This window comes from Maribacter sp. Asnod2-G09, from assembly GCF_045063795.1.
Taxonomy (GTDB): Bacteria; Bacteroidota; Bacteroidia; order Flavobacteriales; family Flavobacteriaceae; genus Maribacter.
In genome coordinates this window covers 26,758-52,596 of sequence record NZ_JBEFOA010000003.1, presented here as the reverse complement: position 1 = coordinate 52,596, position 25,839 = coordinate 26,758, and the positions used below count along the sequence as shown (strand labels likewise).

Sequence of the window (25,839 nt, the reverse complement as noted above, 5' to 3'; positions counted from 1 at the left end):
CAGAAGTTTATGCTTATGTTAAGATGTAAAATTAACTTGAATTTGAAGTGATCTAAACTTGAAATTCAAGTTAACTTAAATGTAATACTTCTGATTTATAGAATGTTATGATACTATACCTAAATCACCTAAAGACAGCGTTTGTTCTTTACCACCTTCTGCGATTGATTTGTAAATAGCTTCAACGATAATCATATCTCTTTTTCCCATTTCACCAGGCGCGATGTTTTTGGTACCTAATAACACATGCTTAGCAAAATCGTCCATCTGTAAAGCCTGCTGTCTTTTAAATGGGAATTCTATAGTATTACCGTTAGATGTTCTTCCGCTAATTGGTCCGTAACTATGAGCAGGATCCAACTCAAACCAACCATTACTACAATGACATTTTAATCGATTACCATTTGCGTTGTGTGAAGTCATCATATGTGCAACGGCACCATTAGCAAACTTAAATTGTGCGGTAATAGTTTCATCGGTATCCTTAAAATAATCTGGTCGTGTACTAAACTCTTGTGCAGAAACGGAAATAGGATTCTGCCCCGTACCATAAATACTGGTTTGTATGGCATATACACCCATATTCATTAAAGCACCACCACCTGACAATGCCTTATTCAATCGCCATTGATCAGGGTTACCATTAGAAATATATCCGGCATCCGAAGAAACAAAAAGCACATCTCCAAAAGTTTTCTCTTTCACGTATTTCTTTACCTCATTGGTATAAGGGTCGCTCTGCATTCTATAGCCAACACCTAACTTTACGTTATTCTCTTTACAAGCATTAATAATAGCATCACATTCCTCAACACTAACAGCCATTGGTTTTTCGCAAATAACATGTTTACCGGCTTTTGCAGCCCGAATACAAAAATCTACATGCATACTATTCGGTAACGCCACATAAACAATATCTATATCATCGTTCTTTGCGATAGTATCAAAATTATCGTAATTATAAATATTCTTTTTAGACAGGTTGTATTTCTCTTTCCAAATGGCTTCTTTCTCTTTGGTTCCGGTAACAATGCCCGCCAAATAGCAATGGTCTGTTTCTAATAACGATGGTGCAAGTTGATGTTCACTATAACTTCCTAAACCTACTAAAGCAATACCTAATTTTTTATTTATAGGTTTTGCAGTAAATGCTTTTGCTAGTGGCATGTTAGATAACAATGTTGTTCCTAATATTCCTTTGGCAGCTATACCGCTAAATGAGCGTCTTGATAATTTCTTCATGTGTCTATTTTAATGCTCTAGAAAATTAAATAAAAATCATTGAACTTCATCAAACCTTTAATGAATTTTATATTAAGAATATACAGTACTATTAAGTATCGTATTCTGTATTATAATCCTAAAAAATGAAGAATTGACATTAACAGTTTATTCAATTATGGTTGAAGTAAAAATTGAGCTTTTATGCTTATTTTCGTTTAACAACAGAACCTTATCAAACCATGAAAAAACTACTGCAACTATCAATTTGTTTGGCAGCCACCTTTAGCGTTGCCCAGTCTAGAGAATTACCCATAGACACTGTAATTACCACACAACATACTGCTACCATAAACGGAGCAACTTTTTCGTACACCGCGCAAACAGGTACACAACCGGTATGGGATGAAAACGCGAAACCTATTGCTTCTTTACATTACACCTATTACACTAGAAATAATATTAAAGATCGCGCAGCTAGACCATTATTAATATCGTTTAATGGCGGACCAGGTTCTGGATCTGTTTGGATGCATTTGGCGTATACAGGTCCAAAAATATTAAAGATCGATGATGAAGGATACCCGGTACAACCATATGGCGTAAGCGCAAATCCGCATTCGGTTTTAGACGTTGCCGATATTGTATATGTCAACCCTGTAAATACAGGATACAGCAGAACCATACCTGCAAGCGGAAAAGAAGTTGATAGGGATAAGTTCTTCGGAATTAACGCAGATATCAAGTATTTAGCTGAATGGTTGAACACCTTTGTTACTAGAAACAATAAATGGCGCTCACCAAAATATATCATTGGTGAAAGTTATGGAGGAACCCGTGTGATGGGACTCTCATTAGCATTACAAGAACAACAGTGGATGTACCTAAATGGCGTTATTATGGTTTCTCCGGCCGATTATAAAGTAATCCGTAATTCAGGACCAGTAGCAGAAGCAATAAACCTACCCTATTTTACAGCCGCTGCATGGCATCATAAAATGTTACCACCAGCATTGCAAAGTAAAGATTTACTAGAAATTTTACCAGAATCGGAAGCATATACGATAGATAAATTAATTCCCGCATTGGCAAAAGGCGGATTCTTAGAGTCCACAGAAAAAGAAGCTATTGCAGATAAAATAGCATATTATTCAGGATTAAACAAAAAAGATATTCTTGATCAAAATTTGGTAGTGCCCACCTCTTTCTTTTGGAAAAATCTTTTAAAAGATAAAAGTGGTTATACCATAGGTCGCCTAGACTCAAGATACTTAGGTATTGATAAACAATTGGCAGGTATGAAGCCAGATTACAATTCAGAATTAACATCATGGCTACATAGTTTTACTCCGGCAATTAATTACTACTTACAAGAAGAATTGAATTTTAAGACCGATGTAAAATATAACCTATTCGGCCCTGTACACCCTTGGAATAATGAAAACGATAATACAAGAGATAACTTAAGACTGGCAATGGCACAGAACCCATATTTAAATGTAATGATACAATCTGGATACTACGATGGGGCTACTACCTATTTTAATGCGAAATATACCATGTGGCAAGTTGATCCAAGTGGGCGCATGAAAGATAGATTCAGCTTTAAAGGCTACCGATCAGGGCACATGATGTATTTAAGAAGAGAAGATCTAAAAACGGCAAATGATGATATTCGCGATTTTATTAAACGCACTGTCGCGACCGATAGAAGTGCGAAATATTAAAAAAAGCCAAAAATTTATTTTTCTAAAACAGTACTAGACATTCCCAATATAAGCAATGAATTTATTTCTGTTGTTTCTATTGGGAATTTCTTTTGAAATCTGACATCGGCAGATTTAATAGCATCTCGATATAGTTGTTCTCTTTTGCGTTGTTTTTTCTTTTTGAAAATATCGATTGTAACTCCCACCGTAGCACCACCCAATACAGTAGCCAATAAATCTTCATTGCTCCAACCTCCATATTGCTTTTGGTCAATACTTTCTTTTGCCAAACCAATTAACAAACTACCACCCACAGCACCAATAAATGTCCAGGTTCTATCACCATCAGAAATTTCATTAGCTACTCCGGCACCAACCAATCCATACAGATTTCCTCCTAAAAAATGAAGTACTTTATCTTGTTCTATTTGACCGTATGCACTTTGTAGTGTTAAAGTAGCAACAATCATTATGAGTATATTTTTCATACTGTGCAAAGATAAAATTCTATATCATGCATATGGTATAAAAATCGTTACTATTAGTAGGTTAAATTCTCTGTAGCTGTATTTTATATTATCTTACAATTTTAAAAATTATATGGAACTAAAAAATTTTATCAAGAGCCTTTCTATCATGCATTTATTCTTACTTATTGGCTTAAGTATTTTTACCATTTGGGTGATTTTTCAAATCAACACCTTCAATACAGACAGTAATGCTGGGAGTGCGTTTTTATATGCCGTACCCATATTTGCTATGTTAGGTTATTTTGGTAGTCAATGGATATTTAAAAAAATGACTTCTAAAATTCAGTTAAACACACAACTAGAAGACAAATTAAAAAAATATCAATCTGCCTTACATATAAAATATGCACTTATTGAAATGCCTGCCTTTATTGGTCTCTTCGCCTATTATAATACAGGTAACGCATTACCACTGGTAATCTCAATTTGTTTGTTAGCATACTTAGCGGTACAAAGACCAAATAAAGATCACATCATTAAAAATGTACCATTGACTGGAGAAGAACAAAGTCAAATTCAACAAGCGTAAACAACCCACAACATGAAAAGAGCAAACAACTTAATTTTAACCTGTATGTTATCATTCTTAGGTTTAACAACGATTAATGCACAAGACTGGGCAGATTTAAAGCGTTTCGAAGAAGCTAATGCCGAAGTACAAGTAGTATCAAATAATGAAGATCGAGTTGTATTTATGGGCAACTCCATTACTATAGGTTGGTTAAATAAGCGACCAGAATTTTTTGAGGGCAAACCATACATAAATCGTGGTATTAGTGGACAAACAACACCACAGATGCTTATTCGTTTTAGACAAGATGTAATTAATCTGAATCCGAAAGTAGTAACAATACTAGCTGGCACTAATGATATTGCAGGCAATACAGGTCCGTCAACCTTAGAAATGATCATGGATAATATAAAAGGTATGGCAGAACTTGCTCATGCAAATGGTATCAAAGTAATTTTATCTTCTACCCTACCCGCTTACGATTACCCATGGAAACCTGGCTTAGAACCATCAAGTAAAATAATTGAACTGAACAAAATGATCAAAGAGTATGCCGATGCTAATGGACATATTTATTTAGATTATTTCTCTGCCATGGTCGATGAACGAAATGGCTTACCAAAAAAATACGCCGAAGATGAAGTACACCCTACAGTTGAAGGCTATAAGGTAATGGAGCCATTGGTTGAATCTGCTATTAAAGCAGCATTAAATAAATAAAAATCAACCAAAATATTGATTCTAAAATCTACCTTTTAAAACTAGATAAGATTTGATTATTTTTGGAGAAATTTGATTACTATAAAAATGAAAAAAACACTATTTCTATTGGTCGCTACGGCCATGTCATGTAATTCTTCTCAAAAAACAGTTACCGATGCCGCAACAGAAGAAGCATCATCAGTCGCATCTGAAATTTCATTTGCAGAAACAATTACTGAAGCAGAATTAAAAGAGCACCTATACATTTATGCTTCAGATGAATTCGAAGGCAGAGAAACTGGTCAACCAGGCCAGAAAAAGGCTATAGCATACTTAAAGGGCGAATATGAAAAATTAGGTATTCCTGCAGCTAAAAAAGATGGTAATTATTTTCAAGAAGTACCCTTAGAAATCAGCAAACTACCAATTGGTAAATTAACTGTTGACGGTACCGATTTCGCTGTTGGCGAGCATGTGTTAACTTTTTCTGCAGCCAACACATCAACCGATGATATTGTTTATGCAGCTTATGGAATAGAAGATGATTCCTATTCTAATTACGATGACCTTAATGTAGAAGGTAAGATTGTTTTAATGAAGTCTGGTGAGCCAAAAAATGCTGATGGCACCTTTGTAATTTCTGGTACTACCGAAACATCTAACTGGAGCAATATGTCTGAATCTTTGACTAAAAGAGTTCAAATTGCTATGGATAAAGGTGCTATCGGTGTCTTGTATTACGATGCTGGTAATTTCAGCCGATTTAAGCGCAGGTTCGAATCCATGAAAACCAATAATAGTGGCAGAATGGAAGTAGTAGATAATAGCGCTCCTGAATTCTATAACTTATTCATTGACCAAACGCTTGCAAAAAGCTTTTTATCTACTATTGACACAGATGATAAGCCACAAATTTTAAGCAAAAAATTACAATTGTCTTTTGAGAGTTCTAATGATAAAATTTCATCGGAAAACGTTGCAGCTATTTTAAAAGGTTCTGAGAAGCCGAATGAATATTTAGTTATTTCTTCGCATTTAGACCATATAGGTATTACTGGTGATGGTGAAATTAACAACGGTGCAGATGATGATGGATCTGGTACTGTTGCGCTTTTAGAAATTGCTGAAGCTTTTAAGAAAGCTGCAGATGCAGGTAACGGACCTAAAAGATCTATTGTATTCTTGCACGTTACTGGTGAAGAAAAAGGATTGTTAGGATCACAATATTACACCGATGTAGATCCAATTGTTCCGCTTGCAAATACTGTTGCCAATTTAAATATTGATATGATTGGTAGAATAGACCCTGAACGTGAAGGAGACCGCAACTATATCTATTTAATAGGTTCAGATAAATTAAGTTTAGAACTTCATAATCTTTCTGAAGAGATAAATAAGAAATTCATGAATATTGAATTAGATTATACCTATAATGATGAGAACGATCCAAATCGTTTCTACTACAGAAGTGACCATTATAACTTTGCCAAAAACAATATTCCGATTATATTTTATTTTAACGGTACTCACGCTGATTACCATAAACCAAGTGATACACCAGATAAAATAAACTACGATCTTTTAGAAAACAGATCTCGATTAATTTTTTATACGGCATGGGAAATTGCTAACAGAGAAAATAAGTTGAAAGTCGACTAAAAATCAACTACTTAACAATAAAAAAAAGCCTTGTGATCATAATGATTTACAAGGCTTTTTTTATGCTTTTTCTTAGGTAAGCAAATGGTATAAAACAAAAAAGTCTTAGAAATGAATCTAAGACTTTTTATCTGCTTTTAGGGTGGAAGACCGGGTTCGAACCGGCGACCCTCGGTACCACAAACCGATGCTCTAACCAGCTGAGCTACAACCACCATTTGTAAGCGAGTGCAAAGTTAATTTTTTTAAACAGTTCTAACAAATAATAATTTAAAAATTCAATAAATATTTAATTTTAAGAAACATTAATTATAATTTTTTTAACTTTAAGTTTTATTTGAAACAACCTACTAAGCTTATACCGTTATACATAATGCATTCTAAATCAAATAATAAACATAATTTTTTACTATTCGCATTTGTATGTTTCAGCTTTTTTTCAGCCTTTTCTCAAATAGATAGTGTTCAAGTTTTTAAAGAAAAAATATCTGAATTAAGGGAATGCCCAGATTTTTCAGAAAATGACTTCGAGTATATTGATAAACTGAACCAGCTATCTTATTACCAACGTTTAATAGCGCAAGATTCAATGTTAATAAACTCAGAGCGAGCACTTGAACTGAGTAGAAAAAATAATTACAGCTATGGAGAGCTCGAAGCTTTAGCAAATTTTGCTTTTTTTTATCTCAACGATGGTCCTACTGATAAAACAATTGAAATTTGTTTAGAGACTATAAAAAACCCTGATTTAAAAAAGTACCCAAAAACAGAAATGAAAATTTATAATCTTCTTGGGCAGGCATACTTTTATAATAATGATTATCCTTCCACCTATACTCAATTTTTACATGCTTTAGCAATTGCAGAAAAGACAAATGATCAATTTCATTTGTTTCGTATGAACATGAATTTAGGCACAATTTTTAATCGCCTTGAAAATTCTGATGAAGCATTAAAATACTACGCTGCAGCTTTTGAAGCTGTCAAAAAATTAAATGACCCCACTAAAGAAGCCATAATGCTAAGTAATATGGCATATTTAAATATAGAGTTAGGCAATCTAGAGGACGCTAAAACTAATTTGGACGCCGCTTTTAAGGTTTTTGAAATTCATAATAATACCACTTGGTTAGCATGGACCTACTCTACCCTTGCATATTATTACCTAGAATTAAAAGATTATGAAAATGCAATCATAAACTATCAGAAGAGCATAGACATGCATGATGGCTTTAATGATGTAAAAACTAAAGCAGATATCAAATATGGCTTGGCAAGAGCATATTTAGGCTTAAATAATCTACCAGAAGCTGAAGCAACTATTCTTAAAGGTCTCGCACTTTATGAATCTTCAAATTATGAAGCAGGTTTAGAACAAGCGTATAGGACACTATATGAAATTAAAAAAGAACAGGGTCAAGTAGCAGAATCTTTAAATTATCTTGAATTAACCGAGAAACTTTCTAATGATAATTACAAGAAAAAGAACAGACGAAACTTAATGATGCTTAATGCTAAATTAAACTTTGATAAAGAAACAGAACGTTTAAAAGCAGAAAATGAGCAGGCATTAAATGAACAACGTAAATATGTTAAATGGTCTCTTGCAGGTCTATTTACATTAATGTTCATAGTATTTATAATCTTAAAAGCTAATCATCGTGAAAAAATTCTAAATAAAAAACTAGCCAACCAAGCAGAAATTTTAAATAAAAACCAAGAAAGCCTTACTCAAATAAATGCTAATCAAGATCGATTGTTTTCAATCGTAGGTCACGACTTAAGAGGACCTATTAATTCATTGAACGATATTCTAAGACTGTATTTAGAAGACCCTGAAGGCAAGGTTTATTTTGAACAATTTGCTCCACAACTTAAAGAAGACCTTGAACAAGTACAATTTACAATGGACAACCTTCTGCATTGGGGAAAAACACAAATGCAAGGTAGCACCATTAATGTGCGAAGTATTTCTGTTAAGTATGAGTTAGATACTATATTACAGCTGTATAGAAATGAAATTAAGAAAAAATCTATCGTCATTAACAACCAAGTAGCAGCTAACCATAATGTGTTTGCTGATCAACAGCAATTCAATATTATTTTTAGAAATTTAATAAACAATGCCATTAAATTTACTCCTAATGATGGGTTGATTACTATATCTACCGAAATAAAAGATAAAAACCTGGTTATTCAAGTTACAGATACTGGTGTTGGTATGACTGAAGCCGATATACAAAAGTTATTTAGTAACACCGAGAATTTCTCTAAATATGGCACAAATTTAGAAAAAGGCACTGGTTTAGGTTTACGCCTGGTAAAGGCGATGGTAATAAAAAATAATGGTGAGATAATGGTTAAAAGTCAACCCAACCAGGGTAGTCAATTTATAGTTGAATTACCAGGAGACATGGTATAACTTTAGCCTCATTTTACCTAAACTTTTATTCATAATTTACTTGTAATAACTAATATGTTTATATTAATTAGCACTTTTCGATTATCAGTTTTTAAACCAACAAAAGCTTAATTCATCGACGAACTACATATATAGAACGTTGAAACACACAATAAAGCGCGTTTCACAACATTTATTACATTTCCGCATTCTTCTAGGTTAATTTTAGAATCGCATAATTGAGCGATAACTATGAATCGAAGAATACTGAAACCATTTTCATTACACTACCCATTACGGGTGTGCATGGTTGTATTCTTATTTTTAATAATAGGTAATCATTCAATTTCAGCGCAGAATTCTAAAAGAGATACATTAATACAAGAACTAGAGGATCTAAAAAACTCTACTTCTTTCAGTGCTAAGGATACCTTATATATTCAAAATCTAATTAATCTTGCTGCTGAATATCGTTTTCACAATTTAGATACTTTATTTACAATCAGTAAAAAAAGCCTAGACCTTAGCAAGAAGGCAGGTTTTATAAACGGTGAAATTAGTTCTTACCATGCTTTTGGCGGTTATTATTCAGATAAAGGAAAAATAGATCAAGCAATTGAGTATTTCACAAAGGCTTATAACCTTGCAGCAGAACAGGATCAACATTTTTTAAAGGCTAGAACTTTAAACGATTTAGCTAAAGAATATGGGTATAAAGGCGAATACTCTAAAGCATTAAAATGGTATTTGTCTACTATAGAAATTGCAGAAAAATATGATTATAAAAATATCATATCAATTGTAAACGACAATATTGCACATTTATATCTTGAACAAAAAGATTATGAGCAAGCAATGGTTTATTTCCAAAAATCTAAAAGCATTCATGAAGAAATAGGTAATCCAATTTTTCTAGCAGAAACCCTAAGCAATATTGCCTCTACATATGCAGATATGAACGAGTTAGAATATGCCATGTATAATATTAATGTAAGTATCGCAACTTTTGAAAAAGAAAGAATATTAGAATGGTTAGCGTACTGTTACGAAATAAAAGGAAAGATATACCTCAAAAATAATAAAAATACCTGGGCTCTTTATTGGTATAAACAGAGTGAATTACTACATCAAGAAATAGAAGATGACCGTGGTAAAATAGACTTATTAAATGGTATGACCGAAGCTTTTTTAAATCTTGAAAAAGATAGTGTAGCCGAAGTATATGCGCTAGATGCATTTAACCTTTCAAAAAAAATAGGTTTAAGAACAGGAATAAAAACTAGCGCACACAAACTATCTAAAATTTTTAAGGACAAAAAAGATTTTGAAAAATCGCTCTGGTATCATGAGCTTTACCAAACGACTTACGAATCTCTTTCTGCAACTAGTAATGAAAAAGCATTGAATATGCTTAAAACAAGGGTAGCATACGACCAACAGAAGCAGCAGTTAATTCTTGATAATGAAAAAGCACTGGCCAAACAAAAAATATACATTTACATATTTATTGTAATACTATTCATTTTCGCGATTATAACATTCTTAATTCATAGAAATGAACAAGCACAGAAAAAATTAAATCTAGAACTTAGAAATAAGAAAACTGATTTAGAAGAGAAACAAGCGTATTTAAATGAGTTAAATCAGACTAAAAACAAACTGTTCTCTATCATCGGTCATGATTTAAGAGGACCAATAGGTGCATTTCAAGGACTTTTAAAATTGTTTAAAGAAGGAGAAATGACAAAAGATGAATTCTTAAATTTTGTGCCGAAATTGAAAGTAGATATCGATACGATTTCGTTTACCCTAAATAATTTACTTTCATGGGGCCAAACACAAATGAATGGATCCATCACTAGACACTCCGTAACTAATTTAGATTGTATTGTTGAAGAAAATATTGCGCTTTTGTCTGAAATTGCAGAAGCTAAATCTATAACGCTAGTAAATAGAATTGAACCTAACTGTCAAATTTGGTCAGACCCAAATCAAATAGATATTATTATTAGAAATCTTTTAAGCAATGCTTTAAAATTTACTCCTAATAACGGTCAGATAATCATAGGTGCCATACAAAAAATTAAAACTTGCGAAATATATGTGAAGGATAATGGAATGGGTATGAGCGAAGATATTATTGATAAATTATTCGAAAAAGACTCTAACCACACCACCTACGGTACCAATGATGAAAAAGGTACCGGACTTGGACTATCTTTATGTAAAGAAATGGTCGAGAAAAACAATGGCAAAATATGGGTACATAGTGCCTTAGGTAAAGGTTCTAGCTTCTATTTTACCATACCAAGAATACAAAAAAGATATAAAGAATCTGCTTAAATTAAATGGTCAAGCGAATCGACCGCTACCAATCTTTCAACAGTAAAGCCCTCCGCATAGTCGACACCTACCAATCTACCTAAATCTTTGGCTCTATAGTGCACACTTTCAATAAAGGTTTTACTACTAATTGGTGTTTCAGGCTCATTACTTTTAGGATCATGAAACTGAGATGTATATGCTAAAATTGCATCAGTCTTTGCTGTAATATAATCACTGATATCTACTACAAAATCTGGCGTAATGTTCTTCCACTGAATATAATGATAAACCAATTTAGGTCTCCATTCTTGCTGACTCTCCTCCCCTATTTTCGTTTCTATCCGTCTTAATCCGCTTAAAAAACAGGCATCACTAACAAGCTTACTACCTTTACCATGATCTATATGTCGATCATCAATAGCATTACACAAAACCGTATGCGGCTTGTATTTACGAATCATTTTAATAATTTCTAATTGATGCGCCTCATCGTTAGTAAAAAAGCCATCTCTAAACCTTAAATTTTCACGAACTGCTACTCCCAGAATTTTACCTGCATTAGCAGATTCTTGATCACGAATTTCTGCGGAACCTCTAGTACCTAATTCACCACGGGTTAAATCTACAATACCTACTTTTTTACCCAGTGCTATTTCTTTGGCTATGGTACCACCTGCTCCTAGTTCTGCATCATCAGGATGCGCTCCAAATACTAAAATATCCAACTTCATGCTATGCTAATTGTAATTGATATAATTATTTTAAACTTTCTAAAGCTTGCAAAATATCTTGCTTTAAATCTTCTACTTCTTCAATACCTACCGAAAAACGAATTAATCCGTCTGCTATGCCTTGTTCTGCTCTAACTTCGGCACTCATTAATGCGTGAGATGTTTGTGTCGGTGATAAAACCGTACTCTCTACCCCTGCCAAACTCATTGATGGTTTTATTAATTGTAATGCTTTCTGAAATTGAGATGCATTAAAACTAGCATTTAATTCGAACGACAACATCCCTCCAAAGCCCTTCATTTGCTTCTTGGCGATATCATGATCAGGGTGCGATGGTAGACCAGGATAATATACTTTTTCTATATCAGCTAAATCATCAAGAAAATGTGCCATTGCCAGTGCATTCTCATTTTGTGCTCTTACACGAATACCCATCGTTTTCATACTTCTTTCTAACAGCCAAACCGTATAATCACTAAGGCTACCACCAAAGTTCTTTGCCAAATGAAAAATACGCTCCATATGCTCGGTCGTTGAAGCAACTGCACCTGCACAAATATCTGAATGACCACCCATATACTTGGTAGCACTGTGTATTACAACATCAATTCCGAAATCAATTGGGTTTTGATTTACCGGACTAGCGAAGGTATTATCAATCAAAGTTATGATTCCGTGTTTTTTTGCAATGGTAGCAACAGCCTCTAAATCGGTAATGGTCAACAACGGATTAGATGGTGTTTCTATATAAATAACCTTTGTATTCTCTTTAATTTGAGCTTCAAACGCTTCGGCACTCCAACCTTCTGTAAAAGAATACTCTATTCCGTATTTAGAAAACTCTTCGTTCACCAAATTATATGTTCCGCCGTACAAGGTCTGTTGTAAAACCACATGGTCACCCGCTCTTAAAAAAGCTAATAAAGCTGTACTTACTGCAGCCATACCGCTACCAAATATAAGTGCCGATTCTGCATGCTCTAATGCCGCAACCTTCTTACAAAGTCCTTCTTGATTAGGTGTATTAAAATATCTAGGGTATCGTTTTACGTCAACATCTTCGTATGCATAAGATGTACTCATGTATAATGGAGAAATAGCCCCCTTATGTTGTGTATCTTCCAATTCCCCTACGTGGGTACAAATAGTATTCAAGCCTTTTTTATTCGAATTCATGTGCTAATAATTATAGAAAATAAAGGTAAGAAAATAGAATGTAAACGAACTCACTATCCTACTTCTGTATGTTATCATTAAAACAATATGATATCGGTCTAAAAAGAGGGCTTAAACTTTCAATAAAAGTTACTTAAAAACCGATGTCTAAACTTTTATTAATTAATACTCATCTATCAATACTTTATTAAATGGAGTTAACTATTAAGAAATATGGAATACTTCTATCTAATTCCTTTTAAACACACTTACTTTCCCATTTTGTTTCTAGATTTAAACATCAACATTTCAAAACCTATATAAATACAAACCAATGAAAAAGAAATTCACTTATATAATTTTACTTGTTTTCGTTATTTCAGCATGTAAAAACCAACAACCTGCAGCAAAAGGATACCAAGGTCAGGGAAAAAGCGCCGTAGTCTCTACCCTATCTAAACCTGTTCAAAAACAATGGAAAGGTATTTGGACCTTTGATGAAGGCGCAACCTTCTTTAGTAATGATTTTGAAAGCGGAAGATTAAATGGTATAATTTCTGACGGAAACAATCACTACACCGCATTAATCACAGCTGAAAACACTCCTGTAAACGTAAGTCCGTGGTATGCATTTAAAGTTTGGTCAAAAACAACTAAGACTATCACTATTAAAATGACTTATCAAGATTCTAGAAGTAGATACTACCCTAAAATTAGTACTGATGGTGAAACCTTTACACCTTTAGATAGCACCAATTTTACAGGAATAAATAAAGGAACGGGTGATTTCGGAATTAAGGCAGTACCAGAAATGGTAGAAATAAAAGTAAACATTAGCGAAGAGCCAACTTACATAACCGCTCAAGAACTATACGGATCCACAAGAGTAAAAAGTTGGATAGATTCTTTAACCACCAAAGATTTTATATCTACTTATGAAATAGGAAAAAGTAGAGAAAATAGGGCAATGAATTTAATGGAAGTTAGTAACGGTGAACACAAAAAAGCTGTTATGGTTATTTCTAGACAGCACCCACCAGAAGTTACCGGGTTTCTTGCCATGAAGTCTTTTATTGAAACATTAAGCGGAGACTCGCCAAAGGCTCAAAAGTTTAGAGAAAGCTATGATTTATTTGTTGTTCCGCTAATGAATCCTGATGGAGTTGATAACGGCAATTGGCGTCATAATATGGGCGGTATCGATTTAAACAGAGATTGGCAAGATTTCAACCAACCAGAAACCAGAAGTGTTAGAGACTTTTTGGTGAAGAAAGAATCTGAAGGATATGAGTTTGTTTTTGGTGCAGATTTCCATTCCACTTGGGACGATATCTACTATCCTATTGACACTACGATTACTGGCAAGAAAGGAAAAATTGTTTTTGATTGGATAAATAATATCACCAATAGATTACCTCAAAAGCATACGAATGTAAAGCCTTCTACAACTATAAAACCGACAATGGTTTCACGTAACTATTTCTATGTTAACCACGGTATGCCAGCCATTGTTTTTGAATTGGGTGATAATACCCCTAGAGATTTCTTAAAAGAAAAAGGAAAGATAGCCGCTGAAGAACTAATGGATTTACTTGATAGTCAAAACTAAATTTTCACAAACTACTAGAAATAAAAAAGCCTCATGAAAATTTCATGAGGCTTTTTTATATAAGATATTTATCTTATTTACTATAATTGACTTTATATCTCCAATAACTGATTCCGCCTAAAACAAGTACACCAGCAACTAAGTAGTATATAAATGTTGGTGTAATTACTTGCGCACCACTAGCGTAACTATGCAGACCTACCAGGTAAAAGTTTACCCCAAAATAGGTCATCATAATACTACCGAAGGCAACAACACTCATAAAGTTGAACGTCCATTTACCTCTTAATCCCGGCACTAGTCGTGTGTGTATTACAAAAGCATAAATCATAATAGAAACCAGCGCCCAGGTCTCCTTTGGATCCCAGCCCCAATAACGACCCCAACTTTCATTTGCCCATTGTCCTCCTAAAAAGTTGCCAATGGTAAGCATCACCAGTCCCGTGGTTAAAGCCAATTCGTTGATTATGGTCAATTCTTTAATATTGATTGCCATTCGTTTCTTGTTCTTCTTGGTGGTCAAAATCATCAAAATCAATGAAACTAGACCCAAGATCATACCCACCGTCAACGGACCGTAGCTACCAACGATAACAGCAACATGAATCATTAACCAATAACTATCTAAAACTGGCTGTAGATTGGCAATAGAAGGATCTATCCAACTTTGGTGCGCTATCCATAAAAGCATAGATGTTACAAAAGCAGAAGCTGCAAATGTCATATCACTTTTACGACCTAAAGCCCAACCGATACCCATGGTTGCCCATGCTACATATAAAATACTTTCGTAAGCATTACTCCAAGGTGCGTGACCCGAAATATACCAACGCATGACTAAACCTGCAGTATGCCACAAAAACAATAGCATAATAGTTCCTTTAAAGAAATAAATTGCCACCCTCCAAATAGAACGATCTTTAAATATTTGGAATATTAAAGTGAAGAACATTAGCAAACCAACAAGCGCATAAAAACGATACAACCTATTGAAAATGTTCAATTTATTATAGATCACCTCAAGATCTACTTTCTGTTGCGATGGTAAAACTTCGCTACCATGGTTAAGTTGATTTTGGTGAAAAGCACCTAATAATTTATCTGCTCCTGTATAGTCTCCACTTTGTTGCGCCTTACCCAAAGTCATTAGGTAATACGGCATGGCATTCTTTACAAAATTAGAATACAGTGAATCTCTAATTTCGTATTGTCCCCCTCTATATTCTACTGCTGAAATCCATTTGTTATTCTCATCATCTAATAATGGAAATATCTTAACGATATCTTGCCCTAAAGCTTGATTTAAAAGACTCAATCTAATATTGGCATCTTTAAAATCTTGTTGAAATTTATTAGGATTAGCTGTAGCTGTTGCCTCTCTTAAAAAAGGTTCTAATTTATACTGCCCTTTAGAATCAAAGAAATCTGTAGCCTTTACATATTCCTGCCCTGAAGGGATACCGATAACATTTCTAATACTATCGTTCTGTGATTTTTTATCTAACGCAATGAATTCCGTATTATACCAAACCGCAGGGTTCATCATCATAGAAAGTAAAATCTGATCAGAAGTATACCCCAAATAAGTATCTTTCAGACTTAACTTACGAAGTAGTTCTGACGAGAAGGTATTGATTGGCTTCATTCGCCCACCTTCATCTTGTATAACCAGTTTACCGAATTTATCTGCATGATCTTTACTAACCATACTGGCTTCAAGCAAGGAATCGATTTGTGTTTTACTTGGTGCCTGTTGATGACCTTCTTCTGGCGTATGTTGTTCTTGTGCAAAAGATGAGAACGAAAACGCCATTAGAACAGCGATAACACCAAACATCTTTTTCTTCTTAATTTTTAATTCATCTAAAGAATTAGCTAAATCTTTAAAGCGTGTTTTTCCAAAAAACATAATCCCCATTAAACCGATATATAAAAGAAAATAACCAATGTAGGTAATCCAAGTTCCCCAAAAATCGTGGTTTACCGATAAAACAGTACCTTTTTCATCGGGATCAAAGCTAGATTGAAAAAAGCGATATCCTTGATGATCCAAAACATGGTTCATAAAAATATCATAGTCAAAAGGACGCTCATCTTCAATAGTTACTCTACTCATGTATGAAGAATACCCTTTCTCTGTACCAGGATATTTTTCGGCGATAAAATCATTTAATTTAATACCAAATGGCAAATCATACACTTTAGATCCGTATCGAATAGAAAAATTGAGTCCGCCAACATTCACTTTCTCACTAAAATCTGAAGGTCCCTTATTACCTAATAATTTAATTTGTTTGGTTTCTCCGTTAGCAGTAACATCAAAAACAATCGCATCTTGATCTATTTTAGATTTCTCAGCATCAGGTATTTCAACGATACCATATGAACCTTGGGTTACAGAATCTGGAATAACAAATTGCATACCGGCAGTATTATATAACGAACGCAATACTAAAGGTTGCAAACTATCTTTCACCAAAACACCTTGAAACTGATCAGCCATACGCATATAGTTACCGTCAAAAGGAGAATGAACTTGATACACCGAATCTGTGGTCATTATATTAATAGCACCATCTGTATTATTATTTAATGCAAAAAGTACATTATGTATACTGGCAACCTTACCATCTTCTAAATAGTGGTCATGACGTTCACCATCACCGGCCTCTACAATTTTTAAAAATTTTGTGCCATTAGAATCTGGCAATAAACCTTGTTTGGCACCTTTAATAAACTCTACATAAGAAACTTCAAAATCTTCCCCATTAAAATCAGCTTTCCAAGGTAAGTTAGATTTTATAGCTTCGGGAGTAACAATCAAGTCATCTTCCAATACTTTTCTTCGTGCTTCACCTTCAATTTCACCATCTACATAAACCGTTAGATACGTTTTATCAGAATAGAAAACCTTTTCCGTTTTTCCTTCACGAATAGGCATCATACCCTCAAAACTTATATAACGTGTTACAAAAGCACCAATAATAATTAATACCCAAGATAAATGCAGCACTAAAACGGGCCATTTCTCTAACCTTAGAAGACGGTATCTAGAGATATTACCAAAAAAATTGATTACAAAGAATACCATGATAACTTCAAACCACCAGGCATTATAAATCCAAATTCGTGCAGTTTCTGTGCTATACCAACTTTCAATAAAAGTACCGAATGCCATTGCTGTGGCAAAAACGATAAATAAGATGGACATTAAACGTGTGGAGAAAAATATTTTTTTAAACATTTCCGTCATGGAAGATAGGAGTTGATTTTCAAGATGCAAAAATAAGGTCTTTTCATGATTTACGGATGCCTTTTACTGCTTTTAAACTTCAATGAAACTGTTAATTTTAATACAACAAGACTTCTATAAACTTTGTACTTTTGCTACATGATATCAGTCGTTATAGTTGGTACAGGAAATGTAGCTCAAAATCTTTATCAAGCATTTGAAAAATCAGATGATGTAAGCATTAAGCAAGTAATTGGTAGAAACCCAGAACATTTGGCTTTTGTAAAGAACAACATTGCTGTTTCTACCACCTTTAATAATATTGCGACTGCAGATATTTACATACTTGCAATATCAGACGACGCTATTAAATTAGTTGTCGATAATTTTAAAGATGTAGCCGGAATAGTAACACATACTTCAGGCGCGACTTCTCTAGAAGCATTAAAATCTGCAAAACGACCAGGTATTTTTTACCCTTTACAGACTTTTACAAAAGGTAAAATTATTGCATTTGATGAAATTCCTATTTGTGTAGAAGCAAGAAATGAGAATGACCTTAATTTGTTAATACAACTTGGTAATACATTAAGTAACAAGGTAGTTGAAATAGATTCTGAACAACGAAAAACCCTTCATGTAGCAGCAGTATTTGTAAATAATTTTACGAATTACATGTACACGATCGGTTCTGAAATTTGCGAAGAACATAAAATCGACTTTAACCTATTGCAGCCTTTAATTAAAGAAACTGCTGCGAAGTTAGATACGTTAACACCATTGCAAGCCCAAACGGGACCTGCAAAACGCGGAGACCAAAAAACATTACACAATCATTTACAAATCATAAAAGACAAACACCAACGGGAACTGTACACCCTATTAAGCAACGCAATTAAAGAAAAGCATGGAAAAGAGTTATAAGGAATATTTAAATGACATTACCACATTTATTTTTGATGTTGATGGAGTATTTACAGATGGCAGCCTTTTAGTTACTAGTGAAGGAGAATTGCTACGTACAATGAATGTGAAAGACGGTTATGCCTTAAAAGTAGCTTTAAAAAAAGGTTATAATGTTTGTATTATTACCGGAGGAACAAATGAAGGTGTTCGTACCAGATTAAGTGCTCTCGGAGTAACAGATATTTATATGGGAGCTCATTATAAGATGGATGCTTTAGAGGAATATATGGGTATTCACCACATTGAACCAGAGAACGTATTATTCATGGGTGATGATATTCCAGATATTCCACCAATGCAAGCGGTTGCTATAGCTGCCTGCCCACAAAATGCTGTTGCAGAAGTAAAAAGTATAAGTCAATACATTTCGCACATAAACGGTGGTCATGGGTGTGTACGTGATGTGATTGAGCAGGTTTTAAAAGTACGTGGAGATTGGACAAGCCATTTCAGTGCTGCAAACGATTAGTTTATGTTGAAGAATAAATTAAAAGAATATCATTTAATTCTGGCATCTGGCTCACCAAGAAGACATCAGTTCTTTAAGGATATGGAACTTGATTTTGAAGTCCGTATTAAATCTGTAGATGAAATTTATCCTGAGGAATTAAAAGGAGCTGAAATATCAGATTACTTAGCTAAATTGAAGGCTGAGATATTTAAACCAGATTTACAGCCAAAAGATATTTTAATAACCTCAGACACTGTTGTTTGGCATAATAATGAATCTTTAGCCAAAGCTGAAGATAGTACAGAAGCTGAATCAATGCTTAACAAACTATCTGGAGATTGGCATCAGGTAATTTCTTCTGTATGTTTTACAACTACTGAACGACAGATAGTACAACATTCAATAACCGAAGTGAAGTTCAAGAATTTATCGAAAGATGAAATTCAACATTATATAAAAGAATATCAACCCTACGATAAAGCGGGTGCATATGGTATTCAAGAATGGATCGGACTTATAGGTATTGAAGAGATTAAAGGTTCATATACTAACGTAGTTGGTTTACCAACACAGCTAGTTTATGAAACCTTATTACAATTGGTAACATAGAATAATTTAAAATTATGACAGGCATGAAACTATTAAAACTAAACAAGGCAGTTTACAACATTTTCGGATTAGTAATACTTCTATCTAGCTGTAAAGAAAAACCTGAAAGTAATAGTGATACGTTAGCCATGTCAACCACTGAAATAAAAACAGAAGCTCCTAAAAAAGAGCTTTCTGAAGAATTTAAAGATTATTGGTATAACGGTACTGCAGAAATCACTTCTTACAATTTAGAACAAGCTAGATATGGCGAGATGAGAGCAGGTAGTGCTGTATTAATTTATGTAACGGAACCATTTTTACCAGGCGCTCAAGTGAAGGCAGATAATAGCAACAAAAGCAACGTTCCTGTTTTAAAATTGAATACCACCAAAAACTACATTACGGGTATTTACCCCTACTCTATTATGACGACTAGCTTCTACCCTGTGCATGATAATCAACATGCGCTTAAGGTATCCTTTTCTGCACAAGAATGGTGTGGTCATGTATACGCACAATTAAACAATAAAGATGATTTCGAAATTATGAGTCATTCTTATTTTGAATCTGAAGGTGATCAAAATTACCAAATAAAGAAAGCTGTATTAGAAAATGAAATCTGGAATAAAATCAGAGTAAATCCAAAAAATCTACCTATCGGTGAAATAAACATGATTCCGTCATTAGAGTTTATCAGAACAACTCATGAAGAATTTAAGGCATACAAGGCAATCACTTCTTTAACTGAAAAAGATGGAATAAATACTTATGAGATTAACTATCCGCAGTTAGAACGTACTTTAAAAATTATGTTTGAAAACAAGTTTCCATATGTAATAGAAAGCTGGACAGATACCTTTCATGATGGGTTTGGCGACAACAAAAAAGTTTTAACTTCAAAAGCTACAAGAATTAACAGGATTACAACACCCTATTGGCAGCAGAAATCGAATAAGGATTTATCTTTGCGCGATAGTTTAGGGTTATAGCATATGAAAGAGTTTATTAATGAGCATTACAATGAGTTAATATATAGTCTCATTGTTTTAATTGTTATTCTTATTTTAAAAGTATTATTTGCCACAGCGATAAGAAAGGTTAGTAAGATTAGCGAATACAATCCTGTACGCACTAACCTAATTCTCAAGTTTACAAACATTGCACTTACTATCATTGCGATAGTAATATTAACTCTAATATGGAGTGTCAACTACAGAGATTTAGGGGTAATGTTATCATCGGTATTTGCTGTTATTGGCGTAGCATTATTTGCACAATGGTCAATATTAAGTAACATAACCGCAGGTGTCATTATCTTCTTTTCATTCCCCTTTAAAATAGGGAATACCATTCGAATTTTAGATAAAGAATTGCTTGACCCGAACAATACCGATTTAGACAAATTCGTAATAGAAGATATTAGAGCGTTCCATTTACATTTGAGAAGAAGCAACGGTGAAATTTTAACCTACCCTAATAACCTTGTACTTCAAAAAGGAGTAATACTGATATCTACTTACCAACAAGGTGAATTTTTAAATACAGAAGAAGAGGAAGAACAAATTATTTAATTCTGTTAAAGAAGTCGTAAAAACAAGTACGCTTAGGACCTAATCTTATTATATTTGGAATTACTACCAAAACCAACTTGAAATGCGATATTTATTAGGGTTATTAACCTTCAGTATTTTTGTACTCGGTAACGTTAAAGCCCAAACCCCCAAGAATAGTTCTGCAACCGACATTTACCACTCCATTGAAAAGCTTAATTTTTTAGGTACCGCACTTTATATAGCGGCACACCCAGATGATGAAAACACCCGTTTAATATCATATCTATCTAACGATGTTAAAGCAAGAACAGGCTATTTATCATTAACCAGAGGTGATGGAGGTCAGAATTTAATTGGTCCAGAATTACGAGAACTTTTAGGTGTGCTTCGAACGCAAGAATTACTTGCAGCAAGAAGAGTTGATGGTGGCGAACAATTTTTTAGTCGCGCTAATGATTTTGGTTACTCAAAACAACCAAGTGAAACTCTTAAAATTTGGAATAAAGAAGCTATTCTTGGCGATGTTGTAAGAACCATTCGCAAGTTTAAACCAGATGTAATCATTAATAGATTTGACCACAGAACACCTGGTACAACACACGGCCATCATACTTCTTCGGCAATGTTAAGTTTCGAGGCATTCGATTTAGCAAATGATTCTAATGCTTACCCAGAACAATTAGCATCGACAAATACTTGGCAGCCAAAACGATTATTTTTTAATACTTCGTGGTGGTTCTATGGTAGCGAAGAAAAATTTAAAGAAGCAGATAAATCTAACATGTTACATATGGATGTAGGTACCTACTACCCTATGTTAGGCATGTCTAATAACGAAATAGCATCATTAGCTAGCAGTCAACATTTATGTCAAGGTTTTGGAAGACTGAGTTCTAGAGGAACAGAAGATGAATACGTTGAATTATTGAAAGGCGATTTACCAAAAGACAAGTCAAACCTTTTTGATGGTATTGACACTAGTTGGTCTAGAATTGATGGAGGAAAAGCTATCGGTGAAATTCTTTACGATGTACAAGATAATTTTAATTTTAAAGACCCTACATCACATTTGCCAAAGTTGCTTGAAGCATATCAGTTATTACAAAACATATCTGACGAACATTGGAAAAATTTGAAAACAGAAGAATTAACTACAATCATTTCAGCTATTACGGGATTGCATTTAGAAGCTTTTACGAAAACGGGGTATACAAATCCTAGTCAAAACGTCGATGTTCAAATTCAAGCATTAAATAGAAGTGATATTACTATTGAACTAAAATCGATATTTCTGAATGACCAGAATAGTAACGTTGATAATACTGTTTTAAATAATAATGAATTGTTTAAAAAGAAAATTGAATTAAATATTCCGGCTTCCACAGATTTCACTAGTCCTTACTGGTTAATGGAAAAAGGAACTTTAGGAACATATACCGTTAAGAATACCGATTTAATAGGAAAACCAGAAACACCACGAGCATTTAATGCTACTTTTAATTTGAACATAAATGGTGTTTTAATTCCTATAATCAGACCTATCGTTTATAAATATGCAAAACCCGATAAAGGAGAAATTTATCAGCCTTTTGAAGTGGTGCCAGAGGCAACATCGAGCTTTACCGATAAGGTTTTAATATTTGCTGATGCTTCACAAAAAAGAATTCCTGTTACTATTAAAGCTCACAAAGACAGTATTTCAGGTACTGTAGAATTAAAATATGGTACAGGTTGGCAAGTAGATAAAAAAACGCAACCGTTCTCAATCATTAAAAAAGGCGATGAGCAAACCGTATACTTTACATTGAGCCCACCAGCTACAGAAAATGAAAGTAGCATTGCTCCAATCATTAAACTGAACGGTAAAGAAATCACCAAAGAGTTGGTAGCCATAGCTTATGACCATGTACCAACACAAACTGTTTTATTACCTTCAGAAACTAAAGTAGTTCGATTAAACATTGAAAAAGCAGGAGAAAATATAGGTTATATTATGGGTGCCGGTGATGAAGTACCTACGAGTTTAGAACAAATTGGGTACAATGTTCAACTAATTGACCCTGCAACCATTACAAAAGAATCATTAAAAAAATATGATGCCGTTGTATTAGGTATTAGAGCATATAACGTAGTAGATGAGCTGAAGTTCAAACAACGATTTATTCTAGATTATGCCAAAAATGGTGGTACAGTAATTGTGCAATATAACACAGCTAGTAGATGGGGATCACAATTCGAAAATATAGCACCTTACGACATAGAAATTTCAAGAGACCGGGTAACGAATGAGAATTCTGATGTAGAAATAATTGCAAAAGATAATTCACTCGTAAATTTTCCTAATGAAATTAACCAGAGTGATTTTGACGGTTGGGTTCAAGAAAGAGGATTATATTTTCCGAATAAATGGAGTGCAGAATTTACACCTGTTTTAGAAATGCATGACGAAGGCGAAGAATCAACAAAAGGTAGCCTTTTAATTGCCCCGTATGGAAAGGGAAACTATATTTATACCGGACTGAGCTTTTTTAGAGAATTGCCGGTTGGTGTTCCAGGAGCTTACAAATTATTTTCTAATATGCTTTCTGTTGGAAAAGATAAAGTTGAAACAAAAGCCAAAATCAAAGGATGAGCAACGAACGCGATGAAAATAAAACTTGGAAAAAAGAGTACACCATTGTCTTGGTGCTCAATCTTATATATGTTCTTATTTTCTATTACGTAATGACTTCATTCAATTAATATGGAAGGATTAGATTGGATTATTCTTACCGGTACACTTCTCTTTATCGTAATATACGGAGTTTGGAAAACCAAAGGAAGTAAGAACGTAAACGACTACGTTCGTGGCGGTAATGATTCTAAATGGTGGACAATAGGTTTATCGGTAATGGCGACTCAAGCCAGCGCTATTACCTTTTTATCTACTCCGGGTCAAGCTTTTCATGATGGCATGGGCTTTGTTCAGTTTTATTTCGGACTCCCCTTTGCCATGATTATCATTTGTATGGTATTTGTTCCGCTATACCATAAAATGAAAGTATATACGGCCTATGAATTTTTAGAAGGGCGTTTTGATCTTAAAACTCGATCATTAGCCGCAGTACTATTCTTAATTCAAAGAGGTCTAGCTGCAGGTATTACCATTTTTGCTCCATCCATTATTTTATCTGCCGTACTTGGTTGGGATTTACGCACGTTAAATATTATACTTGGTACGCTAGTAATTATATACACTGTGTCTGGTGGAACAAAAGCTGTTAGTGTCACTCAAAAACAGCAGATGTTCATTATCATGACAGGTATGTTCATCACCTTCTTTTTTATATTAGGATATTTACCTTCTGACATTACCTTTAGTAAAGCCATGAAAATAGCTGGTGCCAGCAATAAATTGGAAATATTAAATTTTGATTTAGATACCTCTAGTAGATATACATTTTGGAGTGGTATAACAGGCGGACTTTTCCTTTTTCTAGCCTATTTCGGTACAGATCAAAGTCAGGTACAGCGTTATTTATCAGGTAAATCTGTAAGAGAAAGTCAACTAGGTCTTATTTTCAATGCCGTTCTTAAAATACCAATGCAGTTCTTTATTCTTTTGGTAGGTGTTATGGTATTTGTCTTTTATCAATACAATCCGTCACCATTAAATTTTAATCCGTCTGCGACACAGGCAGTAATGGAGTCAAGTTATGCCGAAGATTACCGTCTACTTCAAGAAGGGCAAGTAGCGCTAGAAGCTGAAAAAAGAATTGCTCAAAATAAGTTTTCAGCGGCATTAGAAATAAAAGAATTTTCAGCAGTTGAAGAAGCTAAAAAGCAAATTATTCGAATTAATCAAAAAGATAGTACCAATCGAATAGCCGCAAAGTCTTTAATTAGTCAGGCAAATGATGCGGTTGAAACCAACGATAAAGATTATGTCTTTATACACTTCATAATCAACAACTTACCCACAGGTTTAGTTGGGCTGCTATTAGCTGTAATTTTATCTGCTGCAATGTCATCAACAGCTTCAGAATTAAATGCACTTGGTACGATTACCGCTTTAGATTTATATAAGCGTAATAGAGCAACCGAAAATCTTTCTGAAGAGCATTATGTAAAAGCTTCTAAATTCTTCACTTTAATTTGGGGTATTGTCGCCATATTAATAGCCTGCGTAGCAAATCTGTTTGACAATTTAATTCAACTAGTAAATATCATTGGTAGTATATTTTACGGAAATGTTTTAGGTATATTCTTAATCGCATTTTTCTTTAAGTTTATAAAAGGCAATGCCGTTTTCTTTGCGGCCGTGGTTACTCAGGTTATTATTTGTATTATTTATTACTACCTAATTCATATTTATCCTTCAGGTCAAGAAAAATTAGGCTATCTATGGCTTAACTTTTTCGGTGCGGCATTGGTTATTATAATATCGTTTATATTTGAAGCCTTTGACCGTATGCTCAAAAAGCCTTTACCCACAACATAAGAATAATAGATT

19 protein-coding genes and 1 tRNA gene are annotated in these 25,839 nt (G+C 33.9%); 14 read left to right on the top strand and 6 right to left on the bottom strand.

Annotated features, from left to right (window positions below):
- Positions 1 to 105: 105 nt before the first annotated feature.
- On the bottom strand, positions 106 to 1,242 hold the full coding sequence (locus ACJJVT_RS04050; protein ID WP_405396742.1) for a Gfo/Idh/MocA family protein: 1,137 nt from the start codon (positions 1,240 to 1,242) through the stop codon (positions 106 to 108).
- A gap of 221 nt (positions 1,243 to 1,463) precedes the next feature.
- On the opposite strand from ACJJVT_RS04050, the gene ACJJVT_RS04045 reads away from it, so the two are divergent.
- The gene (locus ACJJVT_RS04045; RefSeq protein WP_405396740.1) at positions 1,464 to 2,948 is read left to right on the top strand and encodes a S10 family peptidase; all 1,485 of its coding nucleotides are present in this window, start codon (positions 1,464 to 1,466) and stop codon (positions 2,946 to 2,948) included.
- Positions 2,949 to 2,962: 14 nt separating this feature from the next.
- Here ACJJVT_RS04045 and ACJJVT_RS04040 read toward each other — a convergent pair whose 3' ends face one another.
- On the bottom strand, positions 2,963 to 3,418 hold the full coding sequence (locus tag ACJJVT_RS04040) for a hypothetical protein (protein ID WP_405396739.1): 456 nt from the start codon (positions 3,416 to 3,418) through the stop codon (positions 2,963 to 2,965).
- A gap of 148 nt (positions 3,419 to 3,566) precedes the next feature.
- Here ACJJVT_RS04040 and ACJJVT_RS04035 point away from each other — a divergent pair, with 148 nt between their 5' ends.
- From ACJJVT_RS04035 to ACJJVT_RS04025, 3 genes are all read left to right on the top strand, one after another.
- A complete protein-coding gene (locus ACJJVT_RS04035) occupies positions 3,567 to 3,989 on the top strand; it encodes a hypothetical protein (RefSeq protein ID WP_405396736.1) in 423 nt (140 codons plus the stop codon).
- Between the two features lie 12 nt (positions 3,990 to 4,001).
- Positions 4,002 to 4,691, top strand: coding sequence for an SGNH/GDSL hydrolase family protein (locus ACJJVT_RS04030; RefSeq protein WP_405396734.1), 690 nt, complete (start codon positions 4,002 to 4,004; stop codon positions 4,689 to 4,691).
- Between the two features lie 87 nt (positions 4,692 to 4,778).
- Positions 4,779 to 6,332 carry a M28 family peptidase gene (locus ACJJVT_RS04025; protein ID WP_405396733.1) on the top strand — a complete coding sequence of 518 codons (1,554 nt, stop codon included), beginning with the start codon at positions 4,779 to 4,781 and terminating at the stop codon, positions 6,330 to 6,332.
- Positions 6,333 to 6,472: 140 nt separating this feature from the next.
- Here the strand turns inward: ACJJVT_RS04025 and ACJJVT_RS04020 are convergent.
- Positions 6,473 to 6,548 (bottom strand) — tRNA-His (locus ACJJVT_RS04020).
- Between the two features lie 157 nt (positions 6,549 to 6,705).
- Here ACJJVT_RS04020 and ACJJVT_RS04015 point away from each other — a divergent pair.
- Both ACJJVT_RS04015 and ACJJVT_RS04010 read left to right on the top strand, forming a co-directional pair.
- Positions 6,706 to 8,754, top strand: coding sequence for an ATP-binding protein (locus tag ACJJVT_RS04015; protein ID WP_405396732.1), 2,049 nt, complete (start codon positions 6,706 to 6,708; stop codon positions 8,752 to 8,754).
- A gap of 231 nt (positions 8,755 to 8,985) precedes the next feature.
- Entirely contained in the window at positions 8,986 to 11,076 is a 2,091-nt protein-coding gene (locus ACJJVT_RS04010) for an ATP-binding protein (RefSeq protein ID WP_405396731.1), read from the top strand.
- Here ACJJVT_RS04010 and bshB1 read toward each other — a convergent pair.
- Positions 11,073 to 11,789 (bottom strand): bacillithiol biosynthesis deacetylase BshB1, encoded by a 717-nt coding sequence (gene bshB1, locus ACJJVT_RS04005; protein WP_405396729.1) that lies wholly within the window; start codon positions 11,787 to 11,789, stop codon positions 11,073 to 11,075. The two genes, ACJJVT_RS04010 and bshB1, sit on opposite strands and share 4 nt — an antisense overlap.
- 25 nt (positions 11,790 to 11,814) lie before the next feature.
- Entirely contained in the window at positions 11,815 to 12,966 is a 1,152-nt protein-coding gene (locus ACJJVT_RS04000) for a trans-sulfuration enzyme family protein (protein ID WP_405396727.1), read from the bottom strand.
- Between the two features lie 313 nt (positions 12,967 to 13,279).
- Here ACJJVT_RS04000 and ACJJVT_RS03995 point away from each other — a divergent pair, with 313 nt between their 5' ends.
- On the top strand, positions 13,280 to 14,554 hold the full coding sequence (locus ACJJVT_RS03995) for a M14 family metallopeptidase (protein ID WP_405396725.1): 1,275 nt from the start codon (positions 13,280 to 13,282) through the stop codon (positions 14,552 to 14,554).
- 73 nt (positions 14,555 to 14,627) lie between these two features.
- Here the strand turns inward: ACJJVT_RS03995 and ccsA are convergent, their stop codons facing one another.
- Positions 14,628 to 17,807, bottom strand: a complete 3,180-nt coding sequence (ccsA, locus tag ACJJVT_RS03990; RefSeq protein WP_405396723.1) for a cytochrome c biogenesis protein CcsA — start codon at positions 17,805 to 17,807, stop codon at positions 14,628 to 14,630.
- A gap of 138 nt (positions 17,808 to 17,945) precedes the next feature.
- Between ccsA and ACJJVT_RS03985 the strand changes: the two genes are divergently transcribed.
- The 7 genes from ACJJVT_RS03985 to ACJJVT_RS03955 all read left to right on the top strand — a co-directional run bounded on the left by ACJJVT_RS03985 (position 17,946) and on the right by ACJJVT_RS03955 (position 25,827).
- Entirely contained in the window at positions 17,946 to 18,710 is a 765-nt protein-coding gene (locus ACJJVT_RS03985) for a Rossmann-like and DUF2520 domain-containing protein (protein ID WP_405396721.1), read from the top strand.
- Positions 18,694 to 19,221, top strand: coding sequence for a KdsC family phosphatase (locus ACJJVT_RS03980; protein WP_405396719.1), 528 nt, complete (start codon positions 18,694 to 18,696; stop codon positions 19,219 to 19,221). The genes ACJJVT_RS03985 and ACJJVT_RS03980 overlap by 17 nt, the downstream gene beginning before the upstream one ends.
- A gap of 3 nt (positions 19,222 to 19,224) precedes the next feature.
- Positions 19,225 to 19,812, top strand: coding sequence for a Maf family nucleotide pyrophosphatase (locus ACJJVT_RS03975; RefSeq protein WP_405396718.1), 588 nt, complete (start codon positions 19,225 to 19,227; stop codon positions 19,810 to 19,812).
- Between the two features lie 23 nt (positions 19,813 to 19,835).
- Positions 19,836 to 20,783 carry a septum formation inhibitor Maf gene (locus tag ACJJVT_RS03970; RefSeq protein WP_405396716.1) on the top strand — a complete coding sequence of 316 codons (948 nt, stop codon included), beginning with the start codon at positions 19,836 to 19,838 and terminating at the stop codon, positions 20,781 to 20,783.
- A gap of 3 nt (positions 20,784 to 20,786) precedes the next feature.
- Entirely contained in the window at positions 20,787 to 21,365 is a 579-nt protein-coding gene (locus ACJJVT_RS03965; RefSeq protein ID WP_405396715.1) for a mechanosensitive ion channel domain-containing protein, read from the top strand.
- Positions 21,366 to 21,447: 82 nt separating this feature from the next.
- A complete protein-coding gene (locus ACJJVT_RS03960; protein ID WP_405396713.1) occupies positions 21,448 to 23,979 on the top strand; it encodes a PIG-L family deacetylase in 2,532 nt (843 codons plus the stop codon).
- Between the two features lie 111 nt (positions 23,980 to 24,090).
- Complete coding sequence (locus ACJJVT_RS03955) at positions 24,091 to 25,827, top strand: sodium:solute symporter (RefSeq protein ID WP_405396712.1); 1,737 nt, start codon at positions 24,091 to 24,093, stop codon at positions 25,825 to 25,827.
- Positions 25,828 to 25,839: the final 12 nt, after the last annotated feature.

Coding starts and splice junctions, on each gene's coding strand:
- bshB1 (WP_405396729.1), bottom strand. CDS start 11,789: ATGAAGTTGGATATTTTAGTATTTGGAGCGCATCCTGATGATGCAGAA.
- ACJJVT_RS04025 (WP_405396733.1), top strand. CDS start 4,779: ATGAAAAAAACACTATTTCTATTGGTCGCTACGGCCATGTCATGTAAT.
- ACJJVT_RS04050 (WP_405396742.1), bottom strand. CDS start 1,242: ATGAAGAAATTATCAAGACGCTCATTTAGCGGTATAGCTGCCAAAGGA.
- ACJJVT_RS03995 (WP_405396725.1), top strand. CDS start 13,280: ATGAAAAAGAAATTCACTTATATAATTTTACTTGTTTTCGTTATTTCA.
- ACJJVT_RS03980 (WP_405396719.1), top strand. CDS start 18,694: ATGGAAAAGAGTTATAAGGAATATTTAAATGACATTACCACATTTATT.
- ACJJVT_RS04000 (WP_405396727.1), bottom strand. CDS start 12,966: ATGAATTCGAATAAAAAAGGCTTGAATACTATTTGTACCCACGTAGGG.
- ACJJVT_RS04045 (WP_405396740.1), top strand. CDS start 1,464: ATGAAAAAACTACTGCAACTATCAATTTGTTTGGCAGCCACCTTTAGC.
- ACJJVT_RS03970 (WP_405396716.1), top strand. CDS start 19,836: ATGAAACTATTAAAACTAAACAAGGCAGTTTACAACATTTTCGGATTA.
- ACJJVT_RS03985 (WP_405396721.1), top strand. CDS start 17,946: ATGATATCAGTCGTTATAGTTGGTACAGGAAATGTAGCTCAAAATCTT.
- ccsA (WP_405396723.1), bottom strand. CDS start 17,807: ATGACGGAAATGTTTAAAAAAATATTTTTCTCCACACGTTTAATGTCC.
- ACJJVT_RS04015 (WP_405396732.1), top strand. CDS start 6,706: ATGCATTCTAAATCAAATAATAAACATAATTTTTTACTATTCGCATTT.
- ACJJVT_RS03965 (WP_405396715.1), top strand. CDS start 20,787: ATGAAAGAGTTTATTAATGAGCATTACAATGAGTTAATATATAGTCTC.
- ACJJVT_RS04035 (WP_405396736.1), top strand. CDS start 3,567: ATGCATTTATTCTTACTTATTGGCTTAAGTATTTTTACCATTTGGGTG.
- ACJJVT_RS04040 (WP_405396739.1), bottom strand. CDS start 3,418: ATGAAAAATATACTCATAATGATTGTTGCTACTTTAACACTACAAAGT.
- ACJJVT_RS03960 (WP_405396713.1), top strand. CDS start 21,448: ATGCGATATTTATTAGGGTTATTAACCTTCAGTATTTTTGTACTCGGT.
- ACJJVT_RS04030 (WP_405396734.1), top strand. CDS start 4,002: ATGAAAAGAGCAAACAACTTAATTTTAACCTGTATGTTATCATTCTTA.
- ACJJVT_RS03975 (WP_405396718.1), top strand. CDS start 19,225: ATGTTGAAGAATAAATTAAAAGAATATCATTTAATTCTGGCATCTGGC.
- ACJJVT_RS03955 (WP_405396712.1), top strand. CDS start 24,091: ATGGAAGGATTAGATTGGATTATTCTTACCGGTACACTTCTCTTTATC.
- ACJJVT_RS04010 (WP_405396731.1), top strand. CDS start 8,986: ATGAATCGAAGAATACTGAAACCATTTTCATTACACTACCCATTACGG.